Annotated in this window: 18 protein-coding genes; 12 read left to right on the top strand and 6 right to left on the bottom strand. The window is 68.8% G+C overall.

Annotated elements, in window-relative coordinates:
* The first annotated feature begins 287 nt into the window (after positions 1-287).
* Together ACFO27_RS04020 and ACFO27_RS04015 are read left to right on the top strand one after the other, a co-directional pair.
* Positions 288-3,275, top strand: coding sequence for an MHYT domain-containing protein (locus ACFO27_RS04020; RefSeq protein ID WP_376816114.1), 2,988 nt, complete (start codon positions 288-290; stop codon positions 3,273-3,275).
* A 3-nt stretch (positions 3,276-3,278) separates the two neighbouring features.
* Positions 3,279-4,316: a response regulator gene (locus ACFO27_RS04015; RefSeq protein ID WP_376816113.1), complete on the top strand. Its 1,038-nt coding sequence runs from the start codon at positions 3,279-3,281 to the stop codon at positions 4,314-4,316.
* A gap of 1 nt (position 4,317) precedes the next feature.
* On the opposite strand, the gene ACFO27_RS04010 is transcribed toward ACFO27_RS04015, so the two are convergent.
* Positions 4,318-4,791 (bottom strand): Lrp/AsnC family transcriptional regulator, encoded by a 474-nt coding sequence (locus ACFO27_RS04010; RefSeq protein ID WP_376816112.1) that lies wholly within the window; start codon positions 4,789-4,791, stop codon positions 4,318-4,320.
* A gap of 253 nt (positions 4,792-5,044) precedes the next feature.
* Between ACFO27_RS04010 and glmS the strand changes: the two genes are divergently transcribed.
* Positions 5,045-6,877 (top strand): glutamine--fructose-6-phosphate transaminase (isomerizing), encoded by a 1,833-nt coding sequence (glmS, locus tag ACFO27_RS04005; RefSeq protein WP_376816111.1) that lies wholly within the window; start codon positions 5,045-5,047, stop codon positions 6,875-6,877.
* 64 nt (positions 6,878-6,941) lie between these two features.
* Positions 6,942-8,321 carry an MFS transporter gene (locus ACFO27_RS04000; RefSeq protein WP_376816110.1) on the top strand — a complete coding sequence of 460 codons (1,380 nt, stop codon included), beginning with the start codon at positions 6,942-6,944 and terminating at the stop codon, positions 8,319-8,321.
* 9 nt (positions 8,322-8,330) lie between these two features.
* Here ACFO27_RS04000 and ACFO27_RS03995 read toward each other — a convergent pair whose 3' ends face one another.
* The 3 genes from ACFO27_RS03995 to ACFO27_RS03985 are packed head-to-tail and all read right to left on the bottom strand — an operon-like array spanning position 8,331 to position 11,769.
* Positions 8,331-9,536: an MFS transporter gene (locus ACFO27_RS03995; protein ID WP_376816109.1), complete on the bottom strand. Its 1,206-nt coding sequence runs from the start codon at positions 9,534-9,536 to the stop codon at positions 8,331-8,333.
* Between the two features lie 11 nt (positions 9,537-9,547).
* On the bottom strand, positions 9,548-10,405 hold the full coding sequence (locus ACFO27_RS03990) for an HpcH/HpaI aldolase/citrate lyase family protein (protein ID WP_376816108.1): 858 nt from the start codon (positions 10,403-10,405) through the stop codon (positions 9,548-9,550).
* The gene (locus ACFO27_RS03985; RefSeq protein WP_376816107.1) at positions 10,405-11,769 is read right to left on the bottom strand and encodes an MmgE/PrpD family protein; all 1,365 of its coding nucleotides are present in this window, start codon (positions 11,767-11,769) and stop codon (positions 10,405-10,407) included. Before ACFO27_RS03985 ends, ACFO27_RS03990 begins: the two co-directional genes overlap by 1 nt.
* A gap of 141 nt (positions 11,770-11,910) precedes the next feature.
* Between ACFO27_RS03985 and ACFO27_RS03980 the strand changes: the two genes are divergently transcribed.
* From ACFO27_RS03980 to ACFO27_RS03965, 4 genes are all read left to right on the top strand, one after another.
* Positions 11,911-12,852 carry a LysR substrate-binding domain-containing protein gene (locus ACFO27_RS03980; RefSeq protein WP_376816106.1) on the top strand — a complete coding sequence of 314 codons (942 nt, stop codon included), beginning with the start codon at positions 11,911-11,913 and terminating at the stop codon, positions 12,850-12,852.
* A gap of 140 nt (positions 12,853-12,992) precedes the next feature.
* Positions 12,993-14,153: an acyl-CoA dehydrogenase family protein gene (locus ACFO27_RS03975; protein ID WP_376816105.1), complete on the top strand. Its 1,161-nt coding sequence runs from the start codon at positions 12,993-12,995 to the stop codon at positions 14,151-14,153.
* 11 nt (positions 14,154-14,164) lie between these two features.
* A complete protein-coding gene (locus tag ACFO27_RS03970) occupies positions 14,165-15,337 on the top strand; it encodes a CaiB/BaiF CoA transferase family protein (RefSeq protein ID WP_376816104.1) in 1,173 nt (390 codons plus the stop codon).
* Entirely contained in the window at positions 15,324-16,154 is an 831-nt protein-coding gene (locus ACFO27_RS03965; protein ID WP_376816103.1) for an HTD2 family dehydratase, read from the top strand. Before ACFO27_RS03970 ends, ACFO27_RS03965 begins: the two co-directional genes overlap by 14 nt.
* A gap of 28 nt (positions 16,155-16,182) precedes the next feature.
* On the opposite strand, the gene ACFO27_RS03960 is transcribed toward ACFO27_RS03965, so the two are convergent.
* Both ACFO27_RS03960 and ACFO27_RS03955 read right to left on the bottom strand, forming a co-directional pair.
* Entirely contained in the window at positions 16,183-18,783 is a 2,601-nt protein-coding gene (locus ACFO27_RS03960) for an EAL domain-containing protein (RefSeq protein ID WP_376816102.1), read from the bottom strand.
* A gap of 136 nt (positions 18,784-18,919) precedes the next feature.
* Positions 18,920-19,831, bottom strand: coding sequence for a LysR family transcriptional regulator (locus tag ACFO27_RS03955; protein ID WP_376816101.1), 912 nt, complete (start codon positions 19,829-19,831; stop codon positions 18,920-18,922).
* Positions 19,832-19,989: 158 nt separating this feature from the next.
* Here ACFO27_RS03955 and ACFO27_RS03950 point away from each other — a divergent pair, with 158 nt between their 5' ends.
* The 4 genes from ACFO27_RS03950 to ACFO27_RS03935 all read left to right on the top strand — a co-directional run bounded on the left by ACFO27_RS03950 (position 19,990) and on the right by ACFO27_RS03935 (position 24,007).
* Entirely contained in the window at positions 19,990-20,619 is a 630-nt protein-coding gene (locus tag ACFO27_RS03950; protein WP_376816100.1) for a TRAP transporter small permease, read from the top strand.
* Positions 20,616-21,893: a TRAP transporter large permease gene (locus ACFO27_RS03945; RefSeq protein WP_376816099.1), complete on the top strand. Its 1,278-nt coding sequence runs from the start codon at positions 20,616-20,618 to the stop codon at positions 21,891-21,893. Before ACFO27_RS03950 ends, ACFO27_RS03945 begins: the two co-directional genes overlap by 4 nt.
* Before the next feature lie 40 nt (positions 21,894-21,933).
* Positions 21,934-22,914 carry a TRAP transporter substrate-binding protein gene (locus ACFO27_RS03940; protein WP_376816098.1) on the top strand — a complete coding sequence of 327 codons (981 nt, stop codon included), beginning with the start codon at positions 21,934-21,936 and terminating at the stop codon, positions 22,912-22,914.
* A 73-nt stretch (positions 22,915-22,987) separates the two neighbouring features.
* A complete protein-coding gene (locus tag ACFO27_RS03935) occupies positions 22,988-24,007 on the top strand; it encodes a fumarylacetoacetate hydrolase family protein (RefSeq protein ID WP_376816097.1) in 1,020 nt (339 codons plus the stop codon).
* Positions 24,008-24,013 lie beyond the last annotated feature (6 nt).

Raw genomic sequence — 24,013 nt, 5'->3', positions numbered from 1 at the left:
CCGCGGATGTCTGCCGGGCAAGAATCAGTCGCATGTGCCGACCGAATCAACCCAAACGGCGCACTTGGCGTGAAACCGAGGTCAGAAGGTCAGAAAACAAGCAATCCGCAAGTGTTGCATAGGGATTTCCCGGGGTCAATGGTTTTTTTGAATCCGTCCCCTCGTTTTCCCGAATCGTGTCGGGTCTGCACCGAATCGGCCGGAATTCCGGCGATCCGGCCTGTTGCATTCTGTTAGGCTACGTCCTGCGTCCTTTCGTTTCAGGTTTCAAATATTGAGCCCGCATCATGATGCTTGACCATTTCTTCGTCGGCGGCGAGGATCTCGGCCCCCTGGTCGAGGGCACCTGGCAGCCCGGCCTGGTCCTGCTGTCCGTCGCGGTGCCGATCTTCCTGTCCCTGATGGCGCTGCAGACCTCGCACATCGCCCGCCATACCCGCAGCCGCTTCTATCGCCACGTGGCCATCGGCACCGGCGCCATCGCCCTGGGCGGCGGAATCTGGACCATGCATTTCATCGGCATGATGGCGTTCCACCTGCCGGCGCCCATGTATTACCGCACGGACGTCACCCTGCTGTCCCTGCTGCCGGGCCTGGCGGCCTCGTGGACGGCCCTGTGGATGCTGGCGCGGCCCGAGCCGGTCGGCTGGCCGCTCGTGATCGGCGGCGTGGTGGTCGGCGCCGGCATCGGCGCGATGCACTACGCCGGCATGGCGGCCATGGTCAGCACGCTGGAAATGCGCTACGACCCGCTGCTGTTCGGCCTGTCCATCGTCGTGGCGGTGGCGCTGGCGATGCTGGCGCTGTGGATCCGCTTCGGCCTGCGCCGCACGCCGCTGCCGCGGCGGATGCGGTTCCTGATCAGCGGGACGGTCATGGGGGTGGCGATTGCCGGGATGCACTACACCGGCATGGCGGCCGCGCGCTTCTACGGCGACCTGAGCATCGTCGACGCCGAGCACGGCATCCGGCTGGGCACCACCTGGGCGTCTCTGGGGCTGGCGTCCCTCAGCCTGACGGTGGCGGTGCTGGTCACGTCGCTGAACGGCCTCATCCGCACCCGCGAACTGTACCGCGAGGTCGGCGAGAGCCAGTCGCGCCTGCAGGCCATCCTGGACACGGCCGTGGATGCCATCATCACCATCGACGGCCATGGCATCGTGCAGGAATTCAGCCATTCGGCCGAGCGCCTGTTCGGCTACCAGGCCGGGGAAGTGGTCGGCCGCAACATCAAGATGCTGATGCCCGAGCCCTATCATTCCGAGCACGACGGCTACCTGCGGCGCTATCGCGCGACCGGGGTGCCGCACATCATCGGCATGGGCCGCGAGGTCGTCGGACGGCGCAAGGACGGCAGCCTGATGCCGGTGCGCCTGGCCGTCGGCCGCGTGTCGCTGCCCAATCAGGAGATGCTGTTCGTCGGCATGCTGACCGACATCAGCGACAAGCAGGCGCTGGAGGCCTCCCTGCGCGAGGCGGCGGAACGCGCCGAGCAGGCCGCCGCCGCCAAGGGCCATTTCCTGGCGAACATGAGCCACGAGATCCGCACGCCGATGAATTCCATCATCGGGTTCACCGACCTGCTGCTGCAGACGGACCTGTCGCCCGCCCAGCGCAGCCACCTGAACACCATCCGCCAGTCGTCGCGCAGCCTGCTGCGGCTGCTCAACGACATCCTGGACACATCCAAGATGGACAGCGGCCGGCTGGAGCTGGAAAGCCGCGACTTTTCGCTCAGGAGCCTGGCGATGCAGATCGAGTCCTCGCTGCGCCTGGGCGCGCAGGCCCGGGGGCTGCGCCTGGCGACCCACTACCCGGCCGACATGCCGGAGTATTTCAAGGGCGACACCCTGCGCCTGCTGCAGGTCCTGACCAACCTGGTGGGCAACGCCATCAAGTTCACCGAGACCGGCGGGGTGGACGTGCTGTTTTCCCTGGAGGGCGGGGTGGTGCACGTGCAGGTGCGCGACACGGGCATCGGCATGAGCCCCGCGCAGGTCCAGTCCATCTTCGATCCCTTCACGCAGGCCGACGCCTCGATCAGCCGGCGCTTCGGCGGCACGGGGCTGGGCACGACGATCGCCCGCCAGTTGGTGGAGGCCATGAAGGGGCGGATCGAAGTCGAGAGCGAGCCCGGCCGGGGCAGCACCTTCCACGTGTGGCTGCCGCTGGCGCCGGGCCGGGCGCCCGACGAACCGCAGTCCCAGGGCGATGCTCCGCGGCTGCCGCCCCTGCGCGTGCTGATCGCCGACGACGTGGAGCAGAACCTGGAACTGCTGACGCTGGTGCTGCGGGCCGGCGGCCATCAGGTGGAATCCGCCCGCGATGGCGAGCAGGCCGTGGAGGCGTTCCTGGCCGGCCGTTTCGACGTGGTCCTGATGGACGTGCACATGCCGGTCATCGACGGCCTGCAGGCCACCCGCCTGATCCGCCAGCACGAGCGCACCCGGGGCCTGGCGGCCACGCCGGTCATCGCCCTGACGGCCAGCGTGATGGCCAACGATCGCCGCGAGGCGCGGCAGGCCGGCATGAGCGGCTTCGCCGTCAAGCCCCTGGACATCCCCCGGCTGTACGAGGAGATCGCCCGGGTGCTGGAAGGCAGGCCCGAGGCGTCCGACGGCCCGTCGCCGGCCGGCCGCGCGGCGGCGCGGGCGATCGACTGGGAACGCGGCGTGGCGCTCTGGGGCGATCGGGCGCGGCTGGCCGACCGGATCCTGGCCTTCCTGGACGAGGCGCCGGGCAAGTACCCATTGCCCGACCAGGGCGCGGAGGCGGATTCCGAGGCCCTGCTGTTCAGCCTGCATGGCCTGCGCGGCGCCGCGGGCAACCTGGCCCTGACGGCCGTGTCGCAGCAGGCGGGCGAACTGGAGGATCAGGGCCGGGCGGGGCATCTCGCCGACGTGCGGATGCGCCTGCCGCATCTGCGCGCCCTGCTGGATGCGGCGCGCCAGGAAGCCAGGGCGGCCCGCCGGGAGGCCTGCGCGGCGTCCGGGTCCGCCCCGGGGGATGCCGCCGCGGCGGGCGGGGCGCCAGCGCCGGTTGCCGACGCCGACCTGGAGTCGGCCGCGGCGGCGCTGCGGACCGTGCTGGAGCGCAACGAGCTGGACGACGCCGCGCTGGGCCTCGTCTGCGCGGGACTGGAGGCGCGTGGCGACGGCGCCCGGGCGCAGGCTCTGCGCGCGGCCATCGACGCCTTCGAATTCGGACGGGCCGGCGCCCTGCTGGATGCGGTCCGGGCCGACATGGCCGAGCGCGCCGCCGGGCAGCTGGATTGAACAATGGAACATTCCATGGAATACAAGAAGGATGCGCGCCGCACCCTGCTGCTGGTGGACGACGAATCGACGAATCTCCAGGTGTTGCGGCACACCCTGCAGGCGCAGTACCGCCTGCTGTTCGCCAAGGACGGACCCACGGCGCTGTCCCTGGTGCGCAAGGAGCGGCCCGACCTGATCCTGCTCGACATCATGATGCCGGGCATGTCGGGCTACGAGGTCTGCGAGATCCTCAAGCGCGACGAGGACACCCGCGCCATTCCGGTGATCTTCGTCACGGCGCTCAGCCAGGTGGCCGACGAGCACAAGGGGCTGGAACTGGGCGCGGTGGACTACATCACCAAGCCCTTCAACCCGCCGGTGGTGCAGGCCAGGGTCCGGACCCATCTGTCCCTGGTGCAGGCCGGGGAGGTCCTGGAAACCCGCCTGCGGATCATCCGCTGCCTGGGCGCGGCGGCGGAATACCGCGACAACGAGACCGGACTGCACATCGTGCGCATGAGCCATTACGCCTGGCGCCTGGCGCGCGAGGTCGGCTACAGCGAAGAGGCGGCCGACGAACTGCTGAACGCCGCGCCCATGCACGACGTGGGCAAGATCGGCATTCCCGACGCCGTGCTGCTCAAGCCCGGCAAGCTGGACGCGGCGGAATGGGCCATCATGCGCCAGCACACCGTGATCGGCGCCCGGATCATCGGCGAGCACCGGTCCAGCCTGCTGCGGCTGGCCGCCACGATCGCCCTGCGCCACCATGAGAAATGGGACGGCAGCGGCTATCCGGACGGCCTGGCGGGCGAGGCCATTCCGCATGCCGCGCGCATCGTCGCGCTGGTCGACGTGTTCGACGCCCTGACCAGCGTGCGTCCCTACAAGCCGGCCTGGCCCGTCGAGGACGCCGTGGCCCACATCCGCAAGGAAAGCGGCCGCCATTTCGATCCCGAACTGGTCGAGGCGTTCGTGCGTTGCCTGCCGGACATCCTGGAATTCCGCGAGCGCTGGGCGGACGAGCCCGAACCGCAGGAACTGGACCAGGTCCGCTGAGTCAGGGGGCCAGCGGAATCCGGGTGTCGAACTTGCTGCGCCGCGTGGCGAAGAAGCTGCGCACGTTGCGCACGCGCGGGTCGCCCGTCAGGCAGCGCAGCGCCAGGGCCTGGTAGGCCGCCATGTCCGCCACCAGGGCGACCAGCATGAAGTCCGGCCCGCTGCTGACCCGGTAGCATTGCTGGATGGCCGGCTCGGCCAGCAACTGGGCCTCGAAGGCATCGGCCTGGGCGGCCGCCTGCGCGTCCAGCGTGACCTCGATCAGGACCGTCAGGGCCGCGCCCATCAGGGCGGGGTCCAGGAGCGCCACCCGCCGCTGGATGATGCCCGCCCTGGTCAGGCGGCGCACCCGCCGCAGGCAGGTCGGCGGCGAGGCGTGCACGCGCGTGGCCAGGTCCTGATTGCTGAGAGCGCAGTCCTGTTGCAGGATGTCCAGGATGCGGCGGTCCAGATCGTCGAGTTCGAGGGCGGGCATGGAGATGTTTCCGGGGCGCAACAGGCGTGAGGAAGGGCAAGCGGGGGATCCTGGCATTTGCTTCTTTCGGCGCATCAGGATCGATTATATGAAATAAAATTTCATGCTGAATATTGAATGAAATTTTATTTCATATAAGACCGTAAATGGAAATCCTATTTCCTTTCGTCCGGTCCACAATAGCGCAAAACCGGATAGGCCTCCACCCCGGCCTCCGCCGGCCCTCGTCTTCCCGAACCAGGAGCATCCCTCTATGTGTGGCATCGTCGGCGCCGTGGCGCAGCACAATATCGTTCCCGTCCTGCTCGAAGGCCTGCGCCGGCTGGAATACCGGGGCTACGACTCCTGCGGCGTGGCCGTGCACACGGGCACCGGGCTGCAGCGGGTGCGCAGCACCCAGCGGGTCGCCGAACTGGCGGCGCAGGCCGCGCAGGACGGCGTCCAGGGCCTGACCGGCATCGCCCACACCCGCTGGGCCACCCACGGCGCGCCGCTGACGCACAACGCGCATCCCCATTTCTCCGGCCCGGACCAGGGCGCGCCGCGCATCGCGCTGGTGCACAACGGCATCATCGAGAACCACGACGACCTGCGCGCGGAACTGCAGGCCGCCGGCTACGTGTTCCAGAGCCAGACCGACACCGAAGTCATCGCCCACCTGGTGGACCACCTGTACGACGGCGACCTGTACGCCGCCGTGCAGCAGGCCGTGCGCCGCCTGGAAGGCGCCTACGCCATCGCCGTGTTCTGCGCCCAGGAGCCGCACCGCGTGGTCGGCGCGCGCCAGGGCTCGCCGCTGGTCGTCGGCCGCGGCGCCGACGGCAACTATCTCGCGTCCGACGCGCTGGCGCTGGCCGGCACCACCGACCAGATCATGTACCTGGAGGACGGCGACGTGGTGGACCTGCAGCTGGCGCGGGTCTGGGTCGCCGACGCCCAGGGCAAGCCCGTGGAGCGGGCCGTGCACACGGTCCAGGTCCATACCGGCGAGGCCGAGCTCGGCCCCTACCGGCATTTCATGCAGAAGGAAATCTTCGAGCAGCCGCGCGCCGTGGGCGACACCCTGCAGGACATCGACACCATCATGCCGGAATTGTTCGGCGACGGCGCGCATGCCGTGTTCCAGGCCATCGACCGCGTGCTGATCCTGGCCTGCGGCACCAGCTATTACGCCGGCCTGACGGCGCGCTACTGGATCGAATCCGTGGCCGGCATTCCCGTCAACGTGGAAATCGCCAGCGAATACCGCTACCGTACCAGCGTGCCCGATCCGCGCACGCTGGTGGTCACCATCTCCCAGTCCGGCGAGACCGCCGACACCCTGGCGGCGCTCAAGCATGCGCGCGGCCTGGGCATGGACCAGACCCTGACCATCTGCAACGTGGCCACCAGCGCCATGGTGCGCGAATGCAAGCTGGCCTTCATCACCCGCGCGGGGGTGGAAATCGGCGTGGCCTCGACCAAGGCCTTCACCACCCAGCTGACCGCCCTGTACCTGCTGACCCTGGCGCTGGCCCAGACGCGCGGCCGCCTGGACGCCGCCGCCGAGGAACAGGCCATCAAGTCCTTGCGCCACCTGCCGGCGGCCGTATCCGCCGTGCTGGCGCTGGAACCGCAGATCATCGCCTGGGCCGAACGCTTCGCCAGCAAGGAAAACGCCCTGTTCCTGGGACGCGGCATGCACTATCCGATCGCCCTGGAAGGCGCGCTGAAGCTGAAGGAAATCAGCTACATCCACGCCGAGGCCTATCCCGCCGGGGAACTCAAGCACGGCCCGCTGGCCCTGGTGACCGACGCCATGCCGGTCATCACCATCGCGCCGCACGACGAGCTGCTGGAAAAGCTGAAGTCCAACATGCAGGAAGTGCGCGCGCGCGGCGGCGAGCTGTACGTCTTCGCCGACGCGGATTCCCAGATCGCCAGCGCCGAGGGCATGCACGTCATCCGCATGCCCGAGCACTACGGCAAACTCTCGCCCATCCTGCACACCGTGCCGCTGCAGCTGCTGGCCTACCACACCGCCTGCGCGCGCGGCACCGACGTGGACAAGCCGCGCAACCTGGCCAAGAGCGTGACGGTGGAATGAGCGGCCGCGCGACCGTGTCCTGCTCGCACGCGCGCCGCGCGGCGGCGCTCATATGACCGCCCCTATGGCTCGTGCCGCCACGGCGCCCGTGCGCCGCAAGACTGTTTTCGCCATCATCGCCATGGCGTTGCTCATGATGTCGATCGATTCGACCATCGTGGCGACGGCGCTGCACGCGATCCAGCAGGGGCTGCATACCTCGATCAACCTGGCGAGCCTGACCATCACGGCCTATTCCTTCGGTTTCGTGCTGATGCTGCCCATCAGCGGCAAGCTGGCCGAGCGGTTCGGCCGCCGCCGGGTCTTCGTGGCCTCCACGCTGGCATTCACGCTGGCCTCGTTCGGCTGCGGCATGGCCGACAACATCTATCTGCTGATCGTGCTGCGGGCCATCCAGGCCGCGGGCGGCGCGGGGTTCACCCCCACGGCCACCGGCATCATCGTGGACCACTTCGGCGCCGCGCGCGATCGCTACGTCAGCCTGTTCGGCAGCATCTTCCCGGTGGGTGCGATGATCGGCCCGGTCTTCGGCGGGTATTTCGTCGCGTATTCGTCCTGGCGCGACGTGTTCTACGTGAACGTGCCCATCGGCCTGGCGATCTTTTTCCTGGCCTTGCGCTTCATTCCCCACGATCCGCCGTCCGAGGACCGTTCCAGTCGCAAGATGGACGTGCCGGGGATCGTGCTGCTGGGCCTGAGCCTGCTGTCGGGCATGTTGGCGGCCACCGTCCTGGGCGAGCGCCGGGGCGGCGACGGCCTGCTCGGGTTCCTGGGGCTCCTGCTGGCGGCGGTGATCTCGCTGATGTTCTTCTTTCGCCATATCCGCCGCACGGCCGTCCCTTTCATCGCGCCCCGGCTGATCTACGGCCGCCACTTCGGCGTCGTGAATCTGGTGAACGTGATCTTCAGCGGCTTCGTGGTGGGCGCCATGGCGCTGGTGCCGTTGTACGCCACCAGCCAGTACGGTATCGATGCCGTGGGATCCGGCACGCTGCTCACGGCCCAGGGGGCCGCGGCCATGATCTGTTCCCTGGCGGCGGTGGCGCTGCTGCGCCGCACCGGCTATCACTTGCCGCTCTACGTGGGCAGCGCCGTCAGCATCGTGGGGCTGGTGGGGCTGGCGCTGCCGCCGCTGGCGGGCACGCCCTATGCCTGGCTGGCTTTCTCGGCCTTCCTGGTGGGGGCGGGCAACGGCACCATCAATCCGGCCATGCGCAATGCCGGCCTGCAGCTGGCGCCCGAATCGTCTTCGATGCTGGCGGCGCTGCGCACCTTGTCGCTGCAGACCGGCTCCATCGCCACGATCTCGATGGTGGCGGCGTTCCTGGCGTACCAGAGCAATCCGGGCGAGATCCTGGCGTGGGTCTATGCGATCCTGGCCGTCATCCGGCTGCTGGCGCTGGTCTTGGTGAAGTACGTGCCGGAGCAGCGTGGCGCGTGGTAGGGCGGGGCTTCAACGCGCGAACGTCCCGCGGAACCGCCACAGCAAGACCAGGCAGATGCCCGCCGGCACCAGCAGGGTGGCGTAGGCGAAGCCGTAGCTGCCGGACATCGAGGCCACGGCGCCGAAGACCGGCGGCCCGACGACCACGCCCAGGAATGTCATGGACAGCGTCCCGGCGGTCGCCATGCTGGCCTGGTTGACGGGCGCCTGCCGGGCGACCTCGGCCAGGTACACGCCGTTCCAGCCGATGGCGCTGCCGCCGAACAGGCACAGCACGATCAGGACGGCGAGGCCCGAATCGATCGTCCGCAGCAGAGGCGTCGCCAGCGCGCAGAGCGCGATCAGCAGCGACAGCCCCATCAGGGTGCGGACCGCGCCCAGGTAGTGGTCGGACACGTAGCCCCACAGCAGGCGCCCGCCGACCCCCGCCGCCTGGGACACGGCCAGCGCGAAGCCGGCCGCGACCAGTTCCATGCCCAGGTCCTGGTGCAGGAAAGTGACCAGGTACGAAGTCAGCGAGAGTTGGGCGATCGAGAACAGGAAGGACACCCCGGCCAGCACGGCCAGGCTGCGCTGGCTGAAGACCAGCCTCAGCGGTCCGGCCAGACCGTTGCCGGCCGACAGCTCCTGGGTCGGGTCGCGGTCGGCATCCAGGGGCGTGCGCAGCGGCTGGATCGCCAGGGCGCAGCAGAGATTGGCGGCGGCCACGGCCAGGAAAGCCGCCTGCCAGCCGATCCATTGGGCCAGACCGGGCACGATCAGTCCCGCCAGCACGCCGCCCAGCGGCACGCCGGTCTGCTTGACGGAAAAGACGAAGGACATGCGGTGCGCGGGCGTGGTGCGGGCCAGCAGGTGCGAGCTGGCGGGCGTGATGGGGCCGTAGCCCAGGCCGACCAGCAGGGCGCCGGCCGCCATCGCGGGGACCGACTCGACGGCGCACAGCGCCAGGCCCAGCGCGCACACGCACAGGCCGGCCTGGCTGGCGCGGATGGCGCCGAAGCGCCGCGTCGCGGAGCCCGACAGCAGGCTGGCCACCATGGCGCCGACGTAGGCGATGGCGACGTAGGTGCCGACGTAGGCCGCCGGGATGCCGAGCAGGCCGGCGATGAGCGGCGCGATCGCCGGCAGCGTCAGCAGCGACATGGACACCAGCGATTGGACGGTCAGCGTGGCGGCGAGCGTGACAGTGGAGGATTCGATCGGCGAGTGTCGCATGGCACCGTGACTCAGCGGCCTTCGGATCGGACGCGGGCCAGCAGCCGCCGCGCGCGCAGGACCACTGGCCGGTCGATCATCCGGCCGTCCAGCTGGACGGCCTGTCCCCCCGAACCGGCGTCGGCGTCCAGTACCCGCCGCGCCCAGGCGATCTCGTCGGGGCGGGGATGCATCGCCCGGTGGATGACGGGCACCTGGCGCGGGTGGATGCAGAGCTTGGCGCCGAAGCCGAAGCGCAACGACCGCAGCGTATCCCGATGCAGGCGGTCGTCATCCTTCAGTGCGAGGGTGACGCTATCCACCGGAGGCGCCAGGTGATGACGGCGGCTGGCGATCGTCAGGGCGAAGCGCAGGGGGGCGAGCTCGTGCTCGTCTTCCGCGCATTGGATGCCGGTGTCGGCCATGAAGTCGATGTGTCCCAGCGCCAGGCGCCCGACGCCGGGGGTGCCGGCGATGTCCGCCAGGGCGTCGTAGCCCGCCGCGCTTTCGATCAGGGGCAGCAGGACTGCGTCGGGCCGGGCCGCGTGAACGGCGGCCAGGTCGGCGCGCGATTCGGCTTTCGGAATCATCAGGCCGGCGGGTGGATCGTCCAGGCCCGCCAGCCAGTCCAGGTCTTCCCCGCCGGCGGGCAGTCCGGGCGGATTGAGGCGTACGAGGACCGGGATGCCCGCGGATCGCAGGCGCGGCCAGGCGGTTGCGATGGCGGCGCGGGCGGCGTGCTTTTCGGCGGGCGGGACCGCGTCTTCCAGATCGAGCACGACCGCGTCCGCGCCGCTGTCCAGAGCCTTTGCGTAGCGGTCCGGGCGATTGCCCGGGACGAACAGGAAGGAGCGGGCGGCATTCAAGGAGTGCGACAGATCCGGGCGCATCAGGCCCCCCGGCCGTCCAGGAACCGCCCGACCGATGGCGTATCGGCCAGGTTCCAGACCCGGGCGATCAGCGCATCGATTTCCTCGTCGGGCACGGCGTCCTGGTAGCGGCCCAGCCGCCGGACCTTGTCCTCGATTTCCGCGCGGCTCAGCGTGTTGTCCGGATCGCCCTTGGGTGTGTCCACCCGGCCTTCCAGGATCCGGCCCGGGCGGGTCGTGACGGTGACCTTGCCGATCCAGCGCCGGGGATAGGCCGCGTCGACCTCCGGATCCAGCCGCATCGAAACGCGGGGCAGGAAGTCCCGGATGTCCGGGTCGGACACGGCGGCGTCGAATTCCTGCAGTCCGGCCCGCTGGTGTTTGGCGATCAGTCCCAGCACGGTCCCCATGGAAAATTTCGACTGATGGACGGTCGTTGGCGCGATGACGGGCCCCAGCACGTCGAGGGCGCCCTGGTGGACGTGGGCCGTCACCGACCGGATGTCTCCGATCGACAGGCGGTGCTCGCGCACGAGGGCGAGCAGGGCGTCGGCGGCCGGATGCGTATGGCGGCAGGAGGCGTGATATTTGAAGGAAGTTTCCGCCAGCGCCCAGCGGGTGCCGAGGCCATCGGTCAGGCGCGCCGGGTCGGCGTCGCGCGACATGCCGGCGGCCATCCCCTGGGGACCTTCCAGGATGCGGGCCGCGCCCGTGAAGCCGTTTTCCGCCAGCCAGGCCGCCATCAGGCCGTTGGCCGCGGCCTGAGCGGTGTGCAACTGCTTGGAGTCGGCGCCGTCGCGCAGGAACTCCCACAGGCCGGCGGCCTGGGTGCCGGCCGTGCCCAGGGCATGCCGCATCCGGGCGGGATCCAGGCCCAGCAGGTTGCCGGTGGCCATCGCCGCGGCCAGGGTGCCGGCCGTGCCGGTCGTATGAAAGACGGTGTAGTGCGATCGCCCCAGGAATTCGCCGATACGGATTCCGGCCTCGTAGCCGGCCACCATCGCGGTCAGCACCGCCTTGCCGGATGCGCCGCGCGCCTGGGCGGCGGCCAGGACGGGCGGCACGACCACGGCGCCGGGATGGAACACCGAGCCGTTGTGCACGTCGTCCTGTTCCACCATGTGCGCGGCGGCGGCGTTGCACAGGGCGGCGAAGACCGGGCTGGTGCCTTGCCGGACGACCATGTTCTCGGACGGTCCGCCGGCCGGGCCCATGGCCTGCGCGTACCGCGCCAGGACCCGGACCGCCCGGCCGCCGGAGCCGGCCAGGATCGAGCCCAGGCAGTCCAGCAGCAGGTCTTCCGCGCGGCGCAGGACGGGCGCGGGAATGTCGTCATATCGCAGGTCGGCCACGAATCGGGACAGGACGGTGCTCGGGTGTGTCATGGTATTCCTGGTGGAAGGCGGCCGGGCGGGCGTCCGATGCGGGCCGGCGGGTCATGAGCATCACTGTGCTTGATCCAGGCCGAGTTTGCCTATTATTGTTTGCTTAAGATGGGCTTTACGAATTCGAAGGATGGCCGTGCCATGGCGACTCGCTTTGACCTGATCGATATGCAGTTGATGGTGAACGTGGCCAGCGCCATGAGCCTGACCAAAGGCGCCGAACGCACGTTCCTGTCCGTGCCGGCCGCCAGCAACCGGGTCAAGGGCCTCGAGGAATCCCTGGGTACCGAACTGCTGTACCGCGGCAGCCAGGGGGTGACGCTGACCCCGTCGGGCGAGGTGTTCGTGAAGCATGCGCGCACCGTGCTGCGGCAGCTGGATTACCTGCGCGGCGAGATCCAGGAATACGCCCGGGGCGTCAAGGGGCGCGTCAGGCTGTATGCGAATACGACCGCCATGAACGAGTTCGTACCGGGCGTGCTGGGGCGGTATCTGGTGACCCATCCCGACGTCAACGTCGAGCTGCGCGAGCGGCTCAGTCATCAGGTGGTCAAGGCGGTCGTCGACGGGGCCGCCGATATCGGCATCACGGCCCAGGGCAGCGGCGGCGCGGGCGTGCGGTATCTGCCGTATCGCTCGGACAGGCTCGCGCTGGTCGTCTGGGAGGGCCACCCATTGGCGCGGGGGGCGTCCTGCGCATTCGAGCAGACGCTGGATTTCGATTTCATCTGCCTGTCCGAGTCCAGCGCCATTCACGCGCTGCTGATCAAGGCGGCCGAGGATATGGGCCGCATCTTGCGGTTCCGGGTCGAGGTCGGGAACCAGTTCGAGACGGTCTGCCGGCTGGTCGCCGCGAAAGTCGGCATCGGCGTCATTCCCGCGTCCGCCGCCCACCGCTACGCGCGCGACACGCCCATCCGCATCATCGCGCTCGAAGACGCCTGGTCCCGCAGGGATCTGCATCTGTGCGTGCGGGACGCGGAACCGCTGCCCGCGTTCGCCCAGGAACTGGTCGACCTCCTGGTCGCCGATGCCGCGCCGGAGCCGGATTGCGCATCGGCGCCGTGCGGCGCGGCCGGGTAGCGGAGCAAGGCGCCCGGGCCGAAGGCGAAAGGCCCTGTTTGGCAAAACGAAATTGTCTGCTCCCCACGGCTCCTTCATTCTATGGGCTCTCGTCCGGGCTTTCCGCCGGACCACTGGCTACTTGGAATCGAAGGCAGCGCATGAAAGACACGGCAACCCAGTATCAGGACATCCGAGACGCCATCCGGGACCTGTGCGCCCAGTTCGGCGACGACTATTTCCGGCGCGTCGATGAGGCGCGTGGCTATCCCGCCGAATTCGTCGATGCGCTGACCCGGGCCGGCTGGCTGTCGGCGTTGATTCCGGAAGCCTATGGCGGTTCGGGCCTGGGCCTGACCGAAGCCTCCGTCATCATGGAGGAAATCAACCGGGCCGGCGGCAATTCGGGCGCCTGTCATGGCCAGATGTACAACATGGGCACGATCCTGCGCCACGGTTCGGAAGCCCAGAAACGCCAGTGGCTGCCCAAGATCGCATCGGGCGAACTGCGGCTGCAATCCATGGCGGTGACGGAACCGACGACGGGGACGGACACCACCCGGATCAAGACGACCGCCGCCAAGAAGGACGGGCGCTATGTGGTCAACGGCCAGAAGGTCTGGATCTCGCGCGTCCAGCATTCCGACCTGATGGTGCTGCTGGCGCGCACCACGCCCCTGGATCAGGTGCGCAAGAAATCCGAGGGCATGTCGATCTTCATGGTCGATCTGCGCAGCGCCATCGGCCACGGCCTGACGGTGCGCCCGATCCCGAACATGGTCAATCACGAGACCAACGAGCTGTTTTTCGAGGATCTGGAAATTCCGGAAGAAAACCTGATCGGCGAGGAGGGCAAGGGATTCAAGTACATCCTGGACGGCCTGAACGCCGAACGGACCCTGATTGCCGCGGAATGCATCGGCGACGGGTACTGGTTCGTGGATCGCGCGCGGAAATACGTCAGCGAACGGGTCGTGTTCGGCCGCCCGATCGGCCAGAACCAGGGCGTGCAGTTTCCGATCGCCCGGGCCTACGTCAATGTCGAGGCCGCGAGCCTGATGCGCTATCAGGCCTGCGCCTTGTTCGATCAGCGCCAGGACTGCGGCGCGCAGGCCAACATGGCCAAATTGCTGGCGGCCGATGCGTCCTGGGAGGCGGCCAATGCCTGCCTGCAGGCGCATGGCGGTTTCGGATTCGCGTGCGAATACGATATCGAGCGCAAGTTCCGGGAAACGCGCCTCTACCAGGTGGCGCCCATTTCGACGAACCTGATCCTGTCGTATGTCGGCCAGCACGTGCTGGGCATGCCGCGTTCGTTCTGAGGAGAACCGCCATGCTGCCGCTGCAAGGCATCACCGTCGTCACGCTGGAGCACGCCATCGCCGCGCCGTTCTGCACCCGCCAGCTGGCGGACCTGGGCGCGCGCGTCATCAAGATCGAACGGCCGGGGGTCGGCGATTTCGCGCGCGGCTATGACGAGCGCGTGCGGGGCCTGTCATCCCATTTCGTCTGGGTGAACCGCTCCAAGGAAAGCCTGGCGCTGGACATCAAGGAGCCCGCGTCCGCCGAGGTCATGGACCGCCTGCTGGAAAAGGCGGATGTGCTGGTGCAGAACCTGGCGCCGGGCGCGGCCGCCCGCCTGGGCCTGTCCCACGGGGCGCTGCACGGGCGCTTCCCGGGGCTGATCGTCTGCGACATTTCCGGCTACGGCAATGACGGCCCCTATCGGGACAAGAAAGCCTACGACCTGCTGATCCAGAGCGAGTCCGGCTTCCTGTCGGTGACGGGCTCGGCCGACGAACCGGCCAAGGCCGGGTGCTCGATCGCCGACATCGCGGCCGGCATGTACGCCTATACGAACATCCTGGCGGCGCTGATCGAGCGCGGCCGGACGGGCCTGGGCCGGCACATCGACGTCTCCATGCTGGAAAGCATGGCGGAATGGATGTCCTACCCGATGTATTACAGCTTCGAGGGTGCGCCCCCGCCGCCGCGCAGCGGGGCGGCCCATGCCACCATCTATCCCTACGGACCGTTCGCCGCGGGCGACGGCAAGACGGTGATCCTGGGGCTGCAGAACGAGCGTGAATGGGCCGTGTTCTGCGAACGGGTGCTGGAGCGCCCGGAACTGGCGGCCGATCCGCGTTTTTCGACCAATTCCCGCCGTTCTGCGGCGCGCGCCGAGCTGCGCGCGCTGATCCTGGAAGTCTTCGCCGGCCTGACGGCCGAGCAGGTCGTGGCGCGCCTGGACGCCGCCCGCATCGCCAACGCGCGGATGAACGACATGGCCGATCTGTGGGCGCATCCGCAGTTGCGCGCGCGCAATCGCTGGGTCGATGTCCAGAGTCCCGCCGGGCGCCTGCCCGCCCTGCTGCCGCCCGGCATCGCCCGCGCCGATCAGGCGGTCATGGGGGGGGTGCCGGCGCTGGGGGAACACACCGGACGCATCCTGGCGGAGTTGGGCCTGGGAGTCCGCCTGAATGGAGACGACGATGTCCGATCATGATCCCGCGGCCTGGGTCGGCCGCACCGAGACCTGCTTCGACGCGCTGGACCCCGGCCACGTCCGGCGGGTGGCGCTGAGCCTGGACGCCGATCCCGGGCAGTCCTTCGAGCACCTGCCCTTGCTGTGGCATTGGGCCTTCTTCGTCGAAGGCCAGCCGTATGCCCGCCTGGGGGCGGACGGCCATCCCCGGCGGGGCGGATTCCTGCCGCCGGCGGACGGCCGCAACCGCATGTGGGCCGGCGGCCGGCTGGAATTCCATCGTCCATTGCGGGTGGGGCGGCCTGGGGAACGGCGTTCCCGCATCGCCTCCGTCACGGAAAAAACCGGCCGCACCGGCCGCCTGCTGTTCGTCACGGTGGAGCATCATCATTTTCAGGACGATGCGCTGTGTATCGCTGAAGAGCAGGACATCGTCTACCGGGAACCCTCGCCGCCCGTTCTGGAGGGCACGCGGCCGGCCCCGGCATGCCAGTGGTCGGAAACCGTGGCGCCCGGCCCGGTCATGCTGTTCCGCTATTCCGCCGTGACGTTCAATGGCCACCGCATCCATTACGACGCACCCTATGCGCGCGACGTGGAAGGCTATCCCGGCCTGGTGGTGCATGGCCCGCTGATCGCCACCTCGATGGCGCATGCGTTCCTGCGGGCGCATCCGGGCGCCCGGGTCCGGTCCTTGTCCTATCGGGGCGTGCGGCCGCTGATCGCGCCCCGGGCCTTCCAGGTCGGTGGCCGTCTCCTGTCCGATCACGAGGCCGAGCTGTGGGCCGAGCAGGACGGCACCCTGGCGCATCAGGCCAGCCTGCGGTTCGAGGCCTGAGGAGCAAGGGGAGACGGTCAGGCGGCCGTCATGACGGCCCGGCGCGCCTTTGGCGGACCGCGTCCAGCCAATTGCCGATCGGCATGGGGCGCGCCAGCAGATAGCCTTGCATCGCGTCGCAGCCGTGCCGGGCCAGGAAGTCGGCCTGGGCCTCGTCTTCCACGCCTTCGGCGACGACCCAGAAGTCCAGTTGCCCGGCCATGGCCAGGATCAGCCGGGCGATGGCGATGCTGTCGGGGTCGTCGGGCAGGTTCCGGATCAGGCTCTGGTCGATCTTCAGCTCGAAGATCGGCAGGCGCATCAGGCAGGACAGGTTGGAATAGCCGGTGCCGAAGTCGTCGATGGAAAAGCGGATGCCCAGGCGGTTCAGTTCGCGCATGCGCCGCGCCGTGACCTCGACGTCCTGGATCCACACGCCTTCCGTGATTTCGAAGATCATCCGGTTGCCGGGCGCGCCGGTGCGTTTCAGCAGGCCGCGCACGGCCTCGCCGAATCCCGGATCCATCAGGACCTTGGGGCTGATGTTGATGGAAACCGGATAGGTCTCGTCCAGGCCCTGCAGGTCCAGCAAGGTCCGGCAGGCGACGTCCAGCGACCAGTACGTCAGGTGGTTGATGAGGCTGGTTTCCTCGGCCAGGGGGATGAACAGGGCGGGCGAGACCGGGCCGTGGCCGGGGTGCGTCCAGCGCGCCAGCAGCTCGGCGCCCGAGATCCGGCCGTCCCGCGCGTACTGGGGCTGGATGTGCATGGCCAGCTGGCTGGTGTTCAGGGCCAGGGTCAGGTCCTTTTCCATCCACAGGCGCTGTTCGAATTCGGTCTGCAGCGTATGGTCGTAGAAGACGGTCTGGTTGCCGCCCAGCTGCTTGGCGCGCTGCATGGCCAGATCGGCCTCGCGGATGGCGTCGCCGGCCGTCGCGCCGCCGGCGTGCAGCAGGGTCAGGCCGATGCTGGCGGTGAAGACGCAGGCCTGTTCGCCGGGTTCCAGCGGTGTCGAGGCGAGGACGCGCCGGAGCCTTTCCGCGATCTTCAGCGCCTGGCGGGCGCCGGCTTCCGGGGCAGCGTCCAGCCGGGTGAGCAGCACCATGAATTCGTCGCCGCTGATGCGCGAGACCGTGTCCCGCTCCAGCGTGTGCTCTTTCAGGCGGCGCGCCACTTCCTTCAGCACCTGGTCGCCGATGGCGTGGCTGCGGCTGTCGTTGAGCTTCTTGAAGCCGTCCAGGTCCAGGACCAGCACGGCGCCGCAGCCCGCTTCGAGCCGCGCGTCGAGCAGCGTCCGTTCCAGCCGGTCCAGCAGCAGGATGCGGTTGGGCAGGCCGGTCAGGGGATCGTGGGAGGCGTTGTGGCGGGCCAGGTCCTCGGCTTGCACGCGGGCGGTGATGTCGGTCAGGATCGTGCAGAACATGCCGTTCGCGCCGTCCGGATCGCGCAGCGGCATCTTGACGGACTGGAACGTGTGGACCCGGCCCGTCCGGGCGGAGGGCCGCCGTTCCTGGGCGACGATGCGTTCGCCCCGTTCCAGGGCCGGGAGGTCGGCGGCCGCGACGCCGTCGGTGCGCACGGGGCCGGTGGCCTGGCCGGGGTCGATCGCCGCCGATGGCGGCGCTTCGGGCAGGCCGAAGAATTCGCGGAAGGGCCTGTTGGCGTATTGGCATTGCCGGTCGCCGTCCTCGATGCAGATCAGGTCGTCGATGTGGTCGAGCACGACGGCCAGGCGATGACCGGCCGCTCGCAGGCGCTTCGCCTGGCGGCGTGCCCGGAGCCAGAGGTATCCGGCGCAGGCCAGCGCGACCAGCGCGGCCAGGCCGGCGGCGACCAGGGCCGCCGGCCCGTAGCCGGCCGCCGCCGTCGTGTCGGTGGGGCGCATCCTGGGGCTGTCCCAGCGGGTCAGGATGCGGTAGTACACGGAGTCCGAATCGGCCTTCCAGGCGCCCAGGCGGCGGTCGATCGCCCGCAGGATGGCGGCGTTGCGGCCCTTCGGCGCGGCGTAATAGATCCCGGACGGCAGGAAGATGATGGGGGTGGCCGCCAGGCCGTATTGCGTGGCCGTGGCGTTGCCGAAGAAGAAGTCGGAGGCGACGGCGTCGGCCTGCCCCGCCTGCGCCAGTTGGAAGCCCTGGATCAGCGTGTCCACCGGAACCAGGTGGGGCCGGACACCAAGGCCGGGCAGCAAGGTTGCCAGGTATCCGTATTCGGCCGATCCCGCCAGGGCTGCCAGCCGCCGTCCGTTCAGGTCCTGGATGGAACGGATGTTCTCGCCCGGGCGGATGTAGATCCGGGTCCAGGTCTGCAGGACCGGCGTCTGGTGATAGTCGAAAAAGGCCGTGCGGTCGGACGTCAGGGAAACCGCGGGCAGCAGGTCGATGTCGCCGTCCCGCAGTTTCCGCAGGCAGTCCTGCCATTCGCAGGGGTCGGTCTTCAGCGTCCAGCCTTCCTGGCGCGCGATTTCTGACAGGATGTTGCCCAGGACGCCGTCCGGCTGCCCGTTGGGCGCGGCCGAAAGCAGCGGGCCCATGTCGCTGATGCCGATCGTCAGCGTCGTGGCCCGGGACGGGTGCGGCGCGAGGCCGGCCAATCCCAGGAGGAAGAACAGGCAGGTGCGCGCGATGATGGAGCGGAAGCGAGTTTTCATCGGCGTTTCCGGTGGGCCCCTGGGACCTTCCGGGCGAGTCGCCTGATGCCGGAGGGTGCCATGCCGATCGATCTGGATCCGATTATAGGGCGGCGCCGCGGTCCGGAACCGGCAGTTTCGCGGGGGAAACGGCAGCTTATCCGGGATTCCCCCAGTCCCGTTCGCCGACGTGTTCGTGCAAGTGCCGCACGAAGGCCTGGGTGGCCGGCGGCGGGCTGGCGTGCAGGCGGCTGTAGATGAAGAACTGGCGGCGGATCACGGGGTCCAGCAGCGGGCGCATGCGCAGGCCGTACAGGTCCACCAGCGTCTGCGCGTAGGGCAGCCCCGCCGTCACGCCCAGGCCCGCGCTGACCATGCTCAGGGCGGTGCTCATGAAGGCCACCTCGTGGCTGGGGTGGATGGCGGGAATGTCGGCCATCCGGTACAGGTCCAGGGCCAGCCGGTCGGTGAACTGGCCCTGCAGGGCGATCAGGGGATAGCGCACCAGGTCGGTCCAGCGGATGCGCTTGAGCGATTCCAGCGGGTGGCCGGGCGGAAACACGGCCATGAAGGGCAGGTCGAACAGGGGATCGGCCGACAGCTCGGCCAGCCCTTCGCGGTGGGGGCCGATGCTGATGTCCACTTCGCCGCGTACCGCCTGGGTGATGGCGTTCTCGACCGCGCAGTCCAGCAGGTGAACCTGGATGTCGGGATGTTCCCGGCGGAAGCTGGCGATGACTTCGGGGATCAGGGTGCTGGCCATCAACTGGGGGGCGGCGATGCGCACGATGCCGCGCCGCAGGCGCTTGAGGTTGTCGATGTTCTCCAGCGCGCCGTCCAGGTCGCGCAGGATGCGGGTGGCGACGGAATGGAATTCGCGCCCGACCTCCGACAGCTGGATGCGGCGGGTGTTGCGGTCCACCAGGCGCACGCCCAGCTGGGATTCCAGCTCCTTGATCAGGCCACTCAAGGCCGACTGGGTGATGTGCAGGGATTCGGCCGCCCGGGTGAAGCCCCCGGTGCGGGCCAGCGCCGTGAAGGCGCGCAATTGGCGCAGTGTGATTTCCATCGGATCACCCTATGAATCGATGAAGAAAAACTGTTTGAATGATAGCTGGAAACTGCGTCTAATGGGTCATCAATGACAAGCGATGCGCCGGCGCCGCCGTGCCCGCATCCGGATCCGGACAGGAGACACGCCATGCCTTTTCCCAGGGATGAACGCCGATGATCAATGATGCCGCCCGCCTGGTCGTCCGGGGCTTCGAGATCCTGATCGTCGCCTGCCTGACGATCATGGGCATCCTGGTCTTCGGCAACGTCGTGCTGCGCTATGCCTTCAATTCCGGCATCGCCATTTCCGAGGAGCTGTCGCGCCTGCTGTTCGTCTGGCTGATCTTCATGGGCGCGGTGCTGGCCTCGGCGCGGCGCATCCACATCGGCTTCGACACGCTGCAGCGGGCCGTCGGGCCGCGTGCGCGCCGGGCGCTGGTGGTCTTCACCGGCGCGCTGATCCTGGCCGGCTGCGTGATCTTCATCGTCGGCGGCTGGCGCCAGACCGTGATCAACCTGGGCAACACCTATCCGGTCCTGGGCATTTCCTACGCCTGGCTGTACGGGACGGCGCTGGTGTTCGGGGTGGCGCTGATCTTTCCGGTCTGCAACAACATCCGCCGGGCGCTGATCGGCATCGACGACGGCCTCACCGAGGACCTGGCCGACCGCATCGAAGGGCTGGCCGAGCGGATCGAAGAGGAAGCCGGACATGGAACGGTCTCCGCGGACCGTTCCGTGCCTGGCGAATCGAAGCGGCCAGCAGGCCGCGAGGCGCGCGATTCCAAGGGAGACCGTTCATGACCGCGCTCGTCTTCCTCGGCTCGCTGCTGGGCCTGATCGCGCTGGGCCTGCCGATCGCCTTCGCCCTGATGTTCGCCGGGGTGGCGCTGATGCTGCTGGTCGGGCAGTTCGATGCCCAGATCGTGGTGCAGAACGCCGTCGCGGGCGCCGACAATTTCGTGCTGATGGCCGTGCCGTTCTTCATCCTGGCGGGCGAATTCATGAACGCGGGCGGGCTGTCCAAGCGCATCGTCGACATGGCCAGCGCCTTCGTCGGCCATCTGCGCGGCGGCCTGGGCTACGTGGCGATCTGCGCCGGCATCCTGCTGGCCAGCCTGTCGGGGTCCGCCGTGGCGGACACGGCGGCGCTGGCGGCGATCCTGGTGCCCATGATGCGCCAGGCCGGCTACGATCCCGCGCGCGCCTGCGGCCTGATGGCCGCCAGCGGCATCATCGCGCCGGTCATCCCGCCGTCGATCGGCTTTCTGATCTTCGGCGTGGTGGCCAATGTGTCGATCACCCGCCTGTTCCTGGCCGGGATCGTGCCCGGCGTCCTGATGGGGCTGTTCCTGACCGTGGCCTGGTGGTTCGTCGCCCGGCGGCAGAAAGTGGCGCTGACGCCCCGGGTGCCCTGGGGGCAGCGCCTGCGCCTGCTGGGGCAGGGCGGCTGGGCGCTGATGCTGCCGGTCATCATCATCGGCGGCCTGCGCTTCGGGATCTTCACGCCGACCGAGTCCGCCGTGGTGGCGGCCGCCTACGCGCTGTTCGTCGGCCTGGTGGTGTACCGCGAGCTCAGCTGGCGCAAGGTCTACGAATGCCTGCTGTCCACGGCGCAGACGACCTCGGTGGTGCTGCTGCTGGCCGCGCTGGCGATGGTCGCGTCCTACATGATCACCATCACCGACATCTCCGGCCAAGTGGGCGGCTGGCTGCAGGGGCTGTCGGATCATCCGATGGTCCTGATGGCCGCCATGATGATCGTGGTGTTCTTCGCCGGGATGGTGCTGGACTTCATCCCCATCGTGCTGATCTTCACGCCGGTCTTCCTGCCGATCGTGCAGGCGGCCGACATCGATCCCGTGTATTTCGGCGTGATCTTCATCATGAACTGCTCGATCGGCATGATCACCCCGCCCGTGGGCGTGGTGCTGAACGTCGTCAGTTCCGTGGGCAAGGTGTCCATGGCCCAGGCCACGCGCGGCATCGGGCCGTTCCTGCTGGCCCTGGTCTCGCTGCTGATCGCCCTGATCCTGTTCCCCGAACTGGTGACCGTGCCCGCCCAGTGGTGGCGCTAGCGGCCGGCGCCCCGTCCGATTCCACCCAAGGAGACATTCCATGAAAATCCGTACCACCCTGCTCGTCGGCCTGCTGGCCGCGACGCTGTCCGGCTCCGCCTGGGCGGCCGTCACCGCGAAATTCGCCGTCACCCTGCCGGAAAAGTCCCATCAGGGCCAGGGCGTGGCCAAGTTCGTCGAACTGGTCAAGGCCAAGAGCCACGGCGAGATCGACATCAAGCCCTACTACAGCGGCGCGCTGGGCAACGACGTGCAGGTGACCTCCGCCCTGCAGGGCGGCACGATCGAGTTCACCGTGCCCCAGACCACCACCCTGACGGGCATGGTCAAGGCCTACGAGATCCTGGATTTCCCCTTCCTGTTCAAGAACGACGCGCAGGCGGAAAAGGTGCTGGACGGCCCGGTGGGCCAGAAGCTGCTGGAAACGCTGCCCGCGCATGGGCTGGTGGGCCTGGCGTATTGGGAGAACGGCTTCTTCAACGCCACCAACAGCAAGCATCCGATCGCCAAGGCCGAAGATTTCGAAGGCCTGAAGTTCCGCTCGATCCAGGCCAAGATCACCCAGGAGACCATCAAGGCCCTGGGCGCCAATCCGGTGCCGCTGGCGGTGCCCGAGCTCTACACCGCGCTGGAGACCCGCACCATCGACGGCCAGGGCACGCCCAACGCCGTGATCGCCGCGCTCAAGCTCTACGAAGTGCAGAAATACCTGTCCATCACGCGCCACAGCTACGGCGCCTTCATCCCGCTGGTGTCCAAGGCCTTCTGGGACAAGCTCACTCCCGAACAGCAGCAGATCCTGAAGGATTCCGCCGTCGAGGCCCGGACCTACCAGCGCCAGGTGGCGCGCGCCCAGGCGCAGTCGGCCAAGGAAACCATGGCCAAGCACGGCATGGAGATCAACGAGGTCAGCGACGCCGAGCACGACCGCATGCGCGAGCGCGTCCAGCCCGTGTGGAAGATGTTCATCCCCAGCGTGGGCCAGGATCTGTTCGACCAGGTCCAGGCCGAACTGAAATAAGCCTGTCCCTGGGCGCGGGGCCGACGCTCCGCGCCTCCGGGCGCGCCTCGGCGGCCCGGCAACCGGAGTACCCATGAAGCTTGCCACTTTGAAAAACGAGTCGCGCGACGGCCGCCTGGTCGTCGTGTCCCGGGACCTGACGCAGTGCGTCGCCGTGCCCGAGATCGCGCCCACCCTGCAGGCGGCGCTGGACGGCTGGGATGCCTGCCTGCCGGCCCTGCGCGCCGCCTACGACCGGCTCAATTCGGGCCAGGACGGAGCGGCCCGCCCCTTCGACCAGGCCGCCTGCCATTCCCCGTTGCCGCGCGCCTACCAGTGGGCGGATGGCTCCGCCTATCTGAACCACGTGGAACTGGTGCGCCGCGCGCGCAACAGCCAGGTGCCGGAATCCTTCTTCACCGATCCGCTGATGTACCAGGGCGGCTCGGACAGTTTCATCGGTCCGCGCGACCCCATCGTCGCCGATACGGAGGACTGGGGCATCGACATGGAGGCCGAGGTCGCCGTCGTCACGGGCGACGTGCCCATGGGCGCGCGCCCGGCGCAGGCCGCCGGTGCGATCCGCCTGCTGATGCTGGTCAACGACGTGTCCCTGCGCGGCCTGATCCCCGGGGAGCTGGCCAAGGGCTTCGGCTTCTTCCAGTCCAAGCCGGCCAGCGCGTTTTCCCCCGTCGCCGTCACGCCCGACGAACTGGGGCCGGCCTGGCGCGATGGCAAGGTCCACCTGCCGCTGCGGGTCGAGCTGAACGGCGAGCCCTTCGGCTGCCCGGACGCGGGGCAGGACATGACCTTCGACTTTCCGCAACTGATCGCGCACGCCGCCCGCACGCGCCGGCTGGCGGCCGGGACCATCATCGGCTCGGGCACGGTGTCCAACAAGCAGGGCGGGCTGCACGGCTCCAGCATCCGCAACGGCGGCGTGGGCTACTGCTGCATCGCCGAGGTGCGCATGTACGAGACCATCGAGGGCGGCGCCCCGGCCACGCCCTTCATGCGCTTCGGCGACCGGGTGCGCATCCACATGAGCGACGCCCGAGGCGAGGACATCTTCGGCGTCATCGAGCAGACGGTCGAGCGCCGCGCGGACGCTTGAGGGGAG

This window comes from Castellaniella denitrificans, from assembly GCF_042653765.1.
GTDB classification, from domain to species: domain Bacteria; phylum Pseudomonadota; class Gammaproteobacteria; order Burkholderiales; family Burkholderiaceae_B; genus Castellaniella; species Castellaniella denitrificans.
The sequence above is the reverse complement of the archived record's forward strand: the minus strand, read 5'-3'. Positions and strand labels throughout refer to the sequence as shown.

Bases quoted from the DNA above. Each gene is read 5' to 3' on its own strand.
- ACFO27_RS03960 (WP_376816102.1), bottom strand. From the start codon at position 18,783: ATGAAAACTCGCTTCCGCTCCATCATCGCGCGCACCTGCCTGTTCTTC.
- ACFO27_RS03990 (WP_376816108.1), bottom strand. From the start codon at position 10,405: ATGCGCCCGGATCTGTCGCACTCCTTGAATGCCGCCCGCTCCTTCCTG.
- ACFO27_RS03980 (WP_376816106.1), top strand. From the start codon at position 11,911: ATGGCGACTCGCTTTGACCTGATCGATATGCAGTTGATGGTGAACGTG.
- ACFO27_RS03970 (WP_376816104.1), top strand. From the start codon at position 14,165: ATGCTGCCGCTGCAAGGCATCACCGTCGTCACGCTGGAGCACGCCATC.
- ACFO27_RS04000 (WP_376816110.1), top strand. From the start codon at position 6,942: ATGGCTCGTGCCGCCACGGCGCCCGTGCGCCGCAAGACTGTTTTCGCC.
- ACFO27_RS03965 (WP_376816103.1), top strand. From the start codon at position 15,324: ATGTCCGATCATGATCCCGCGGCCTGGGTCGGCCGCACCGAGACCTGC.
- ACFO27_RS03975 (WP_376816105.1), top strand. From the start codon at position 12,993: ATGAAAGACACGGCAACCCAGTATCAGGACATCCGAGACGCCATCCGG.
- ACFO27_RS03995 (WP_376816109.1), bottom strand. From the start codon at position 9,536: ATGCGACACTCGCCGATCGAATCCTCCACTGTCACGCTCGCCGCCACG.
- ACFO27_RS03940 (WP_376816098.1), top strand. From the start codon at position 21,934: ATGAAAATCCGTACCACCCTGCTCGTCGGCCTGCTGGCCGCGACGCTG.
- ACFO27_RS04015 (WP_376816113.1), top strand. From the start codon at position 3,279: ATGGAACATTCCATGGAATACAAGAAGGATGCGCGCCGCACCCTGCTG.
- ACFO27_RS04010 (WP_376816112.1), bottom strand. From the start codon at position 4,791: ATGCCCGCCCTCGAACTCGACGATCTGGACCGCCGCATCCTGGACATC.
- ACFO27_RS03945 (WP_376816099.1), top strand. From the start codon at position 20,616: ATGACCGCGCTCGTCTTCCTCGGCTCGCTGCTGGGCCTGATCGCGCTG.
- ACFO27_RS03985 (WP_376816107.1), bottom strand. From the start codon at position 11,769: ATGACACACCCGAGCACCGTCCTGTCCCGATTCGTGGCCGACCTGCGA.
- ACFO27_RS03955 (WP_376816101.1), bottom strand. From the start codon at position 19,831: ATGGAAATCACACTGCGCCAATTGCGCGCCTTCACGGCGCTGGCCCGC.
- glmS (WP_376816111.1), top strand. From the start codon at position 5,045: ATGTGTGGCATCGTCGGCGCCGTGGCGCAGCACAATATCGTTCCCGTC.
- ACFO27_RS03935 (WP_376816097.1), top strand. From the start codon at position 22,988: ATGAAGCTTGCCACTTTGAAAAACGAGTCGCGCGACGGCCGCCTGGTC.
- ACFO27_RS03950 (WP_376816100.1), top strand. From the start codon at position 19,990: ATGATCAATGATGCCGCCCGCCTGGTCGTCCGGGGCTTCGAGATCCTG.
- ACFO27_RS04020 (WP_376816114.1), top strand. From the start codon at position 288: ATGATGCTTGACCATTTCTTCGTCGGCGGCGAGGATCTCGGCCCCCTG.